9 protein-coding genes are annotated in these 9,953 nt (G+C 41.4%); 2 read left to right on the plus strand and 7 right to left on the minus strand.

All coding sequences use genetic code 11. The features are described from left to right. Window positions 1–651 (minus strand): DUF4347 domain-containing protein (locus V7K85_RS17040; protein ID WP_334814805.1); only part of this gene is annotated, 651 nt, incomplete at its 3' end. Window positions 652–1,348: 697 nt separating this feature from the next. Here V7K85_RS17040 and V7K85_RS17045 point away from each other — a divergent pair. After that, window positions 1,349–3,538 (plus strand): DNA polymerase III subunit gamma/tau, encoded by a 2,190-nt coding sequence (locus tag V7K85_RS17045; RefSeq protein ID WP_334814806.1) that lies wholly within the window; start codon window positions 1,349–1,351, stop codon window positions 3,536–3,538. A gap of 70 nt (window positions 3,539–3,608) precedes the next feature. Here V7K85_RS17045 and V7K85_RS17050 read toward each other — a convergent pair whose 3' ends face one another. Both V7K85_RS17050 and V7K85_RS17055 read right to left on the minus strand, forming a co-directional pair. After that, window positions 3,609–5,039 (minus strand): glycosyltransferase, encoded by a 1,431-nt coding sequence (locus V7K85_RS17050; protein ID WP_334814807.1) that lies wholly within the window; start codon window positions 5,037–5,039, stop codon window positions 3,609–3,611. A gap of 203 nt (window positions 5,040–5,242) precedes the next feature. Next, entirely contained in the window at window positions 5,243–5,389 is a 147-nt protein-coding gene (locus V7K85_RS17055) for a hypothetical protein (RefSeq protein WP_334814808.1), read from the minus strand. Between the two features lie 446 nt (window positions 5,390–5,835). Between V7K85_RS17055 and ebsA the strand changes: the two genes are divergently transcribed. After that, complete coding sequence (gene ebsA / locus V7K85_RS17060) at window positions 5,836–6,210, plus strand: type IV pilus biogenesis protein EbsA (protein WP_334814809.1); 375 nt, start codon at window positions 5,836–5,838, stop codon at window positions 6,208–6,210. Between the two features lie 245 nt (window positions 6,211–6,455). Here the strand turns inward: ebsA and V7K85_RS17065 are convergent, their stop codons facing one another. From V7K85_RS17065 to V7K85_RS17080, 4 genes are all read right to left on the minus strand, one after another. Next, window positions 6,456–7,259, minus strand: coding sequence for a PEP-CTERM sorting domain-containing protein (locus V7K85_RS17065; protein WP_334814810.1), 804 nt, complete (start codon window positions 7,257–7,259; stop codon window positions 6,456–6,458). Window positions 7,260–7,948: 689 nt separating this feature from the next. Beyond that, on the minus strand, window positions 7,949–8,224 hold the full coding sequence (locus tag V7K85_RS17070) for a DUF433 domain-containing protein (RefSeq protein WP_334814811.1): 276 nt from the start codon (window positions 8,222–8,224) through the stop codon (window positions 7,949–7,951). Window positions 8,225–8,507: 283 nt separating this feature from the next. Beyond that, window positions 8,508–9,413 (minus strand): hypothetical protein, encoded by a 906-nt coding sequence (locus V7K85_RS17075; RefSeq protein WP_334814812.1) that lies wholly within the window; start codon window positions 9,411–9,413, stop codon window positions 8,508–8,510. After that, window positions 9,414–9,662 (minus strand): hypothetical protein, encoded by a 249-nt coding sequence (locus V7K85_RS17080; protein WP_334814813.1) that lies wholly within the window; start codon window positions 9,660–9,662, stop codon window positions 9,414–9,416. Window positions 9,663–9,953: the final 291 nt, after the last annotated feature.

The following is a 9,953-nucleotide window of genomic DNA, read 5'->3' on the forward strand; positions in this document are numbered from 1 at the left end:
ACTGCCATTGTTTTTATACAGTTTACTGATGCCGTTACCAGTGAGGATGAGGTCGAGTTTGCCATCGCCGCTGTAATCTCCCCACGCTACGGAGCCTTGGCTTACACCAGGCAAAGATATAGAATTATCAGCGATAAGGGAGGGACTGAGGATACCAGCATAGGCACTTTGGGTATTTGGGGTAATGGCTAAAGGGGCATCAATCACTCCTATTTTCATTTCCAAAATCCAATTGCCGCCCAAATTAGCATTCCCAGTTAAAGTGACAGAAGCAGCAATATTTGACCCTGTTAACTGGTGCAATTTATTAACAAATTCTTCCCCCGCATCTCCGGCTGCAACATTACAACCGTAAAGCATCAAAGTCAGCCCATCTCTTGACCAACTTTGCAACTGAGATGTGTAAATATTCAGGGTATCAAGACTAAGTTGACTGTTACCCAAATACAGACAACCTGGTGAACCGTGAGAAACAATGTGAAGTGTATTAACTTCTGGACGGTGTTGTAGAATTTGGGTAATTTGGGCTACACCATCTTGCTCACCAGAAAGGACGTGCGCTTCAATACCAGGTAAAGCCCCCTGCAATAAAGTCTCAATATCATTAACAGTCGCATCAATAAAAAGTAGTTGAGTCGGTTTGTAATTCATGTTGTAATTCATCTTAGGGAAAATTTTTGGTTTACTGATTAAATGTTGCTGACTGTTTGGTATTTAAAAGCAAACGGAAACAGTGTCCTAATTCTTTCTAGAACAAGGACAAAGACTATACAATTGCTACCGTTATGCAACGCCTGAAAATCTTTAACTAAAGAAACCTCAAAATGTTAGTTTATGTAGCCTCAGCCTTCAAGTCACAAGTTATTAGGAGTAGTTTTAAAAGGCATTTTTTTTGTAATTTATGTAAATCTAACGACACTTTTACTTTTAAACTACAGTATAAACACTTAAAAAACTGCGTTTCTGTTCTAAGTCTAGTTTGAATATATATAGGACTTACGCACTAAAGCCTGAAACGTAGATCCCCCAACCTCCTTAAGGAGGTTGGGGGATCTGAGTGCGTAAGTCCTGATTGAGCAATAGTTATTCTTCCCTACTCCCAATTTTTTTATGTAGAACAAATGTACTAAATAATATGCTATAATTCCCATACATTGATCTTGAAATCATAGTAGAGGATATCCTCTAGCTGCAAGTTTCCTGAGTGCCAAAATTCACGGCATTAGTTGAGTCTGGCGCTATGGCAAAATCGACAAACAAAGCAGGTACGAGAGTTTAAAATAGTTGAATCCCAAACTCGACTCGGTGCTACTAATTAACTTTGAAAGGCATTGAAGTCTATATTTCCATGTCTTATGAACCCCTGCACCACAAATATCGTCCCAAAAGTTTTGCTGAACTGGTGGGCCAAGAGGCGATCGCTACCACCCTCACGAACGCGATCGGCACATCCAAAATCGCCCCCGCCTATTTATTCACTGGGCCTAGAGGTACGGGGAAAACTTCTAGTGCCCGGATTTTGGCTAAATCCCTCAATTGTCTTAAAAGTGACAAGCCTACTGCTGAACCCTGTGGCGTGTGTGAAGTTTGTCAGGGGATCACCAAGGGCTATGCCTTAGATGTAATTGAAATCGACGCCGCTAGCAACACTGGTGTCGATAATATCCGCGAGTTAATTGAAAAAGCCCAGTTTGCTCCTGTGCAGTGTCGCTACAAGGTTTATGTAATCGACGAGTGCCACATGCTCAGTACCCAGGCATTTAACGCGCTACTAAAGACACTAGAAGAACCACCGAGACATATGGTTTTTGTATTGGCGACAACAGACCCGCAACGGGTGTTGCCAACAATTATTTCGCGCTGTCAAAGGTTTGATTTTAGACGCATTCAGTTAGAGGCGATGGTCAAGCATTTAAGTGCGATCGCATCTTATGAAAACATTCATATTTCACCTGACGCTGTAACCCTAGTAGCCCAACTTGCTCAGGGAGGGTTGCGGGATGCCGAAAGTCTACTTGACCAATTGGGTTTGTTAGCGGGTGAAGTGACACCAGAGCGAGTTTGGGATTTGGTTGGGACAGTGAGCGAACAGGACTTGCTGGGGCTTTTAAATGCGATCGCTCAAGATAAACCGTCAGCAGTTCTCGACTGTACCCACAACATCTTAGATCGGGGTCGAGAACCACTAACTATTCTGCAAAATCTCGCCGCCTTCTACCGCGATTTACTCATTGCTAAAACTGCACCCAACCGCCACGATTTGGTTGCTTGTACTCAGCAAACCTGGACAGCGCTGGTTGAATTTGCTCAATACTTGGATATGAGCGCGATTTTAGTAGGACAGCAACACCTGCGAACATCAGAAGTGCAAATTAAAAATACCACCCAGCCGCGTTTGTGGTTAGAGGTAACATTATTAGGATTGTTACCCAGTGCGACGAATATTCAGCCACAAGCCCCAAGTGTCGCGCCGCAAGTTAACATACCTGCTGTATCTCCAAGCTATCATCCTCCAGCAGTTGCCCAAAATCAGGCAGTCTCTTCTGTACCTTTAGCTGAACCGCAAACAAATCATAATTCTGCAAGCTATCATTCTCCAGCAGTTGCCCAAAATCAGGCAGTCTCTTCTGTACCTTTAGCCGATTCGCAAATAAATCATAATTCTGCATCTCTCAATCATCTAGCGGCTGCCCAAAATCAGCTCGTCACTTCATCTCCTCCAGTTGAACGGCAAACAAATCACAATTCTGCTGCTAATTCAGTTTCACCACAAACCCCAGAACCTGTTGCTGTTCCTATATCACCTACGAACGTTGAATCAGTAACTTCAGAAGTTGTTGGGGAAGCAGAATATGACTTAACTCAGGTTTGGCAACAGGTGCTTGCTAACCTTCAGCCAAAATCAAGGCAAGAGATGCTGCGTCAAATGAGCCATCTCATAGAATTCGACGGTGTTATGGCTCGAATTGCTATCAAACAGGCATGGTATGACAAGGGGAAATCTTATCTACCGATGATTGCGGCAGCTTTCCAGCAGACTTTCCAGCGTGAAATCCAGATAAATTTAGAAAAAGGAACTTCTTCAAACTCTACCTCAGCCAAAAAAAATCCTCCTCCAAAAGACTCTACTCGTGTTCAGCAGCCACCAACTCCTAGTTACAACCAGCAAATTTCCCCTCCAGCGTCAGGACCACAGCCAGCTACTCCATCACCAGCACCGACACCAGCACCAGTAAAAAGCGAGTCGGTAGCAAGGAATGGAAATGGCGTTAATGGAAATGGCGTTAATGGAAATGGGGCAAATGGAAATGGGGCAAATGGAAATGGCGTTAATGGAAATGGGGTGCAAGCTTTGCCTCCACCGCCAAAACGAACACCTGCACCTGATTGGGAACCTGATGAAGTAGCGATCGCAGCTGGGCGTTTAGCAGAATTTTTCAACGGACAAATTATCCGCTTTGCAGATGATGCAACAGAATTCTCCGATTCCATAACTACATCTGAGTGGGTAGAAGAATCAGAAGTTGATGATGAATAAAAAAATGCAAAATTATTTTTGGTAATTTTGCATTTTAAATTTTGAATTTTTAATTCCCTTTTGGGGGGGGCTATTCCCCATTCCCCGTATGCAAGGTTTTCACCCATTTCAAGCGCTTTTCTCTTACCGACATGCGGGCAGTAGTACTGCTCATGACCACTAACCAGTGCAACATATATAAACTGCCACGCAGGGTTTGCACCAGCAACAGAAAATATGTAGAAAGTGGGAATTTTTGATCTTGACGTATCCGTTTCAAACCTGTAAACATCCCTACCATCGACATAGAAATGGACAAGCCTGTGATCGGACTTAACATTGGTGGACGATGACGAGCGATCGCCATTAATAAATCTGGTACTGTTGCTGTCGGCAAGATATACATAATCAGCAGAAAAATCAGCAAATCCCAGCTTTTGCGCGTTCCCATGCGGTTTTTGAGAATTAAATCCCAGTAATCCAGATAGCGTTGATAACCGCCTTCTGCCCAACGGTTGCGCTGATGCCAAAGTGCGATCGCACTTGTCACTCCTTCTTCTTGCACCGCTGGATGGAAAACACACTCAATATCCCATTTATCCAAATGTAAACGGATTGTCAAATCCAAATCATCGGTAATGGTTTCCTCATTCCAGCCACCGCAGCTTTCCAAGGCTGAACGCCGGACAAATTGACCATTGCCCCGCAGTTCGCCAATACCACCAAGGGCAGTCCGCTGTTGCTGAAACCAGGTATCAAGTGCCATTTCTGCCATTTGACCCTTAGTCCAAAAGTTTTCTTTGGCGTTGGCGTTCGCGTTAGCGTCTGCTTGCAGAATCGCTTTTCGCACCTGCACCGCCCCCACCTTTTCTCTTTGAAATAAAGGTATTACCTGTAGTAACAAATCTGGTGTCACTTGGGCATCAGCATCAAATACTGCTATAATGTCGCCCTTTGTCAGCGGCAATACCTGATTCAACGCCCCCGATTTGCCACCACTAGCTTCTGCTGAACGCCTTAGTATTTTCAGTTGCTCGTGTTTCTGCTCTAGTTCTGCTAATAAATGTGGCGTGCTATCACTGCTGTGATCGTCAATTATCCATACTTCGTACTGCCCACCTGGATATTCCAGATTACAAAGATTTTTGACTAATTTAGCAATTACCGCTTCCTCATTTTTCGCAGCCACTAGCACAGATACAGAGGGCAAATCTCCCTGTATTTCTTTTGGATAGCGACGGGATTTAGTAAACACTACCACCAAAGCATGAAATCCTAGAATGGTGGTCAGTCCTAGAATAAATATGGAAGCCCAAGAAACTAAATGTAGAGCGATCGTGCCACTCCAGACGATAGTCAAGACTAGAGCTGCTTTGCGTCTACGACCTTGAAACCGGGGTGTTAAAGACACAGGCTGTGTCTCTAACACTGACTCCTCATCTACTGATAGGTCAGACAATAAGGAGTTGAGCGGATCAAGCTCTTGATAAGAATCTTCTTCGGGCCAGGAATTCGCTGGCATAGGTTAGGTTGCTTGATTCAAAAACCAGTATTTGTCTACAGTTAGTAATTTTACGGACAAATATCCCTAAGCTACTTTTCCCGATATTAATCGGAATGGGCAAACTGCAATACCCACTATCCCTAAGCCAAAAGCCGCTGGGACTACCTTTGTTGTCACCGCCACTCTGCCTAATTACCTCGCATTAACCACGTTTGCTACTCTTAGACAGAGGCTTGATTCCTTTGATAGCCACTTGGGCAGGAAGCTTGTAAAGTCGGACTTTCTCCAATGAGAACTCCGGTTTGGGCAAAGTAATAGCAAGGTAGCAGCAGCTTATTGTTGGGAGAAACAGCAATAACACCATCCACCACTTTACAGTCGGGATTTTTAGTGTTATAGTCTCCAACTTCGGTAACAGTTAATGCAGGATCATTGTAACCGAAATTTTAATATTTCTTAGCAGTAACTTCATTTATTGGGAATTGGGCATGGGGCATGGTTATTTTCTCCTTGTTTCTCTTATCTCCCACCCTGCGGGAAGCTAAATCTATATCTCCCCCAGTCTTTTTTTCTCTACGAGACGCTGCGCGTAGCTTGCTTCTCTGTAGGAGTACAATTTTGCGGAAAGTCTGATGCCTACGGCGGGCTGCGCCAACGGAGGAAACCTCCGTTCAAAATCTTTCCAAGACGAATGCATGAATTTTGAATTGATTTCTCCCCACTCCTCCCTATGTGCTTTAGACACATCTTTTGGGAATACTACTAATAGCCACTAATATCCCCAGTTGCCAACTAACTTGAGGAATATTTAACAATGTCTATTGAGCAACTCCAGCCTGCCACTCCACAACAAGCTAGTGTTTACTTACCTTACGTTCAGGGCGCTAGGCGCAATTTCTTACCCTATGCCATCAGTCTTTATCAAAAAGGGGTTTTGGAGGGACACCGGAAGATAGAAGCCAGTGAACATGTCCCCTTTGTCGCCTCCTGGAATGTTGCTACTTTACCCTCAGACTTAATCCGTTGCCGAATCCAGTTTGATGGCAACGCTGACCTGAGTTACGAACTGATGATGGCTAGTTTCGAGTTTATTAATTTTTTAGTTGAACTTATGGAAAACAATAAACGTCATCGCTTGACCGATTTTTCACAACCGTTTTACCGCAAGCTACTGCGTATAGACGATTGATTAAACTCAGCCGGATTTTTGCCAGTTCGGCTTGTCTTTAAAACCGTTTATATCTAATTTATTACTCACCTGAGCGACTAGAAGTCAGATGTCAGTTGCTCCTCCGTGGAAACTAAAAAGACCGCACTGGCTTGGCTACACGAGACTTTATCTGCCTTTGCAGGTTAGCAAAACCTTGATTTTGTATTAATCCACGGAGGTGGACGAGAGCTTGTGTAGTGGCGACTTATAGTCGCCCAATACTTTTAAAACATCTTCTTAGGACAGATGTCTTTTCTTATTTTTAAAACGATACCAAAACCAGCTACCATCAGGGTTCCGAGAACGCTTGCGGGTTCTGGAATAGAAGTTTCATTGATAGGTACTTTGATTCTTAAATTCCCCAAGGTAGCGTTAGTCAGAGTCAAGGATGTTACACTTGGCAAACCTGGGATATCGGACTGGAAATCAAAGACTGTGGGAGTTAAGCTACCATTGCGATTGCTATATCGCTCCCCATATCCACTTACTTCAAAAGTGCCCTGATACTGCTTTCCGGTGTCTGGGTCAGTGACAGTACCAGTGTATAAAGCTTTTGTGAGATTAAATTCATCTTGAACTACTCCTTGAAATGTCGTTCCTGGTAATTGTCCCTGGTATTTATAGGGTGTCAACTGACCACCAGAGAGAATCGGCGATGTGAGAACACCATCAAATGAGACAATCGGAATGCCTTTAAAGTCAACAAAGTAATGCAGACTTCCATCAGAGCGTGTTTTTACCTTTAAATAGTCTGACTGGTATACAGGAACATAATTAGGATTATTATTAGTACCTAAGTTCCGGTAATAAGTTCCAGTGTTATCCGTATCAATCCGAGTAATACTTTTATTGAAATTGGGATTATTTCTGGGAAGTTCGATTGTTCCTGATAATGTGCCAGTGCTTTCAATTGTGATGAATTGAGCGGCGGAAGCACTTGCTCCACTAAAACCGATCATCACTGCTGCTAAACAGGTACTGCTAACAACTGCACAACCTAGCTTGATCCCTGATGAACTTAGTTTCATTAACAACTTGCTCCTAGAATCGCCGATGAAAAAACACACTTAATCTGCTGAGATTCATTGCAAATATTTCTCAAGCATGATTTATTATTCCCAAGTTTATGAGCTAAGTTTCATCGGCAACAAAAAGCCTTGTCATCGGAGGCTGTAAGATTTTATTGAAGTGTTGCTTTAGCCACAAGCCTCTTCATATCGTTTATTTTTAGGGGAATTTTAAAACTTTTAATATTTAGTGAAGTTCAAAGAATATAACGTATCATGCCAAGCGTCGGTACAATTCGCCATTAAGATAGCAGTCTTATCAATGAAGCTTAGTATTAATTAAAACACTGACAGTGGTCTAAGAGCTTTTTTCAATATAAGCACTCAAAAATACCAATTGGTTTAGCATCTCCTCAGCCGAACGAGTAGCAACAAACTTGAGCAACCCTTATAACTGTTGACCTACGGAATAGCGTTGTTGCTGCAACAAGATAATGCCAGCATGATTTCTCTGTATTGCTAAAAACTCGTTATGCAAGCAGTAGAAGTCTCTCCGGTTGTAGCTATAGATGGCACACCCTTGCTCTGTTGCCCAGAATAGCTCTGCCTGCTCACATCAGTGACTGTTACAATATCCAAGTTTACATTACAGAAAGCTTTGATTAAAGACTTCTCAACACTGTCCTCATCTAAATACAAACGAATTTGGCTCACTGTCTCTTCGCCGTGTATTCAGCTTCCAAACGGTCGTATTCTTCAATTTCTCCGACAATCTCTGTGTCAATTACTTCCTTGTTAGCATAGTAGTAAGCTAGCGCTGCATAAACTTGTGCCAACATTAGCTGTGGTCTTTGGGCAACTATCTCTTCCGGTTTTATGCCTGCGTTAAAGTCGATCACAATGTTGTGTACCGTAATCCGAGGGCGACCACCACAAGTTCCCGGTGTGCTGACAATCAGCGTGCCAATGTCGGTAATGATTTGCATATACTCCTTGAATGCTAGGAAAGTGTAGCCTTATTAGTATTTCATGGGTCTTAGACAGGATTAGTATTTTATGGATCTTAGACAGGCGATCGCTATCTTTATTCTCGCTTGCGATCGCTGAATGCATCGAAGACAATTGCCTGATTACCCAATCTAAATATTGTTTAAATAGGAATGCGATTATTTATTTATTCTATGTAAAGGCGACTTGAGGCGAGTTAATTCACTTTCTACTAAGTTTTGACAACAATTATAAAAGTTTACTATATTTTCTTTTTAAGGATTATTTATCTGTGAGGATTTTGGCGTATGATTTATCACTATCTCGATTATCCCATGATGCCTTAATATGATCTGCTAAGGCGGGAATATCTTGTTCTAAACTTGACATCCATAGCCTTGGATTATAGTCATAAACTCTAAGTATGTGATCTACATCAAATATTAGTTTTGTACCTAATGCTCTAATCAGTGAAATAGGTTTATCTAAAGCCATTCTCCAACCAAGCTCAAATAAAACATTAGGATTATGTTCAGTTAAATCTACAATCACGAGATCAGCCTTACTCAAGTCATTTATAATTGTTGATTGAATTACATCACTCCCTTTCTTTTTTGCAGTTTCAGCTTTAAAACCTGCTTGTATTGCAGCAGGAGTAATTAATTGAGTTAATACTTCATCAAAGAAACTTTCGGGATATTCTTCGGTTTTTTCCGAAAATGGCATTGCTACAAATGCTACTAAGGTTGTCTTTTCTTCCGGCTCTCCAAGTATAAAGGCATCAGCAGAATGTTCTTTGCTCGTTGATATTTCTACCCTTTCTACCCTTGAAGATTTATTTTGTGTAGTTTCCTCCAACCTCGACAGAAAATTTAAATTAGCTTGGTATACTTTATAGAAGTCATCATGAAACTCTTCATCAATGTTAAATTCAGTTATTAAAGTATTTTTAAGATATGTAATTTGTGGAAGTGTTCGCCCATCATAGTAATCATGTACTGTTTTAAATAATGGAACACTAAAAAATGCTTGTCTGTAGCCATTTATTTCTTCTTCTGCCGATCTTGCATACACAATACTTTTTCCTATAGATGCAAGTGCAATTTTTGCAGTACTGCGAGTACCCTCAGTAAAACCATAATCACGAGATGAAGCTGTCAAGTAATAAAAATCATTACCTTTGCCCATTTATAAAGCTTTTACAATATCATCAGGACTCCAAGGATTACCACCATTAAACTGTCTTATTACTTTAGGAACTTTTATAGCATCCTCTAATATATAAGTAGGGAATGGTCGTTTTCCTTTAGAATTTTTTCTTCTTCTCTTTTCGGCAGAATTTTGTTGTTCTTCCGATTCTTCTTGTTCTTCTTGGTCTATCTCTTTCGGATTTTCATCTAAAATTCCTAGTTGCCGATGCATATCTTCACGTTCCATGAAAACTCCCCATTAAGTAATTTTTGACAATAAATGTATAAGACAATGCAATAGAAAGCAATGTTAATTTATACACAGTCATAACATCAATTTCCTAAAAGTGTGAACAAAAAATCAGAATATTCAACAGATACCATCATCGGTAGTCAATCAGTTTTGCAAACTTTCATAGTTACTATTTGTATAAGAAGGGTTATTAGAGCTGATTCGTAAAGAAAATCTAAAGAGAATTAAGTCTCGCTTTACTCAGGTTATAGGCTAAACCGAGAGCAGTTATGTTATTGTCGATGA

The organism is Nostoc sp., assembly GCF_036917615.1.
Lineage (GTDB): Bacteria > Cyanobacteriota > Cyanobacteriia > Cyanobacteriales > Nostocaceae > Nostoc.

Bases quoted from the DNA above. Each gene is read 5' to 3' on its own strand.
- V7K85_RS17045 (WP_334814806.1), top strand. From the start codon at position 1,349: ATGTCTTATGAACCCCTGCACCACAAATATCGTCCCAAAAGTTTTGCT.
- V7K85_RS17050 (WP_334814807.1), bottom strand. From the start codon at position 5,039: ATGCCAGCGAATTCCTGGCCCGAAGAAGATTCTTATCAAGAGCTTGAT.
- ebsA (WP_334814809.1), top strand. From the start codon at position 5,836: ATGTCTATTGAGCAACTCCAGCCTGCCACTCCACAACAAGCTAGTGTT.
- V7K85_RS17065 (WP_334814810.1), bottom strand. From the start codon at position 7,259: ATGAAACTAAGTTCATCAGGGATCAAGCTAGGTTGTGCAGTTGTTAGC.
- V7K85_RS17070 (WP_334814811.1), bottom strand. From the start codon at position 8,224: ATGCAAATCATTACCGACATTGGCACGCTGATTGTCAGCACACCGGGA.
- V7K85_RS17075 (WP_334814812.1), bottom strand. From the start codon at position 9,413: ATGGGCAAAGGTAATGATTTTTATTACTTGACAGCTTCATCTCGTGAT.
- V7K85_RS17080 (WP_334814813.1), bottom strand. From the start codon at position 9,662: ATGGAACGTGAAGATATGCATCGGCAACTAGGAATTTTAGATGAAAAT.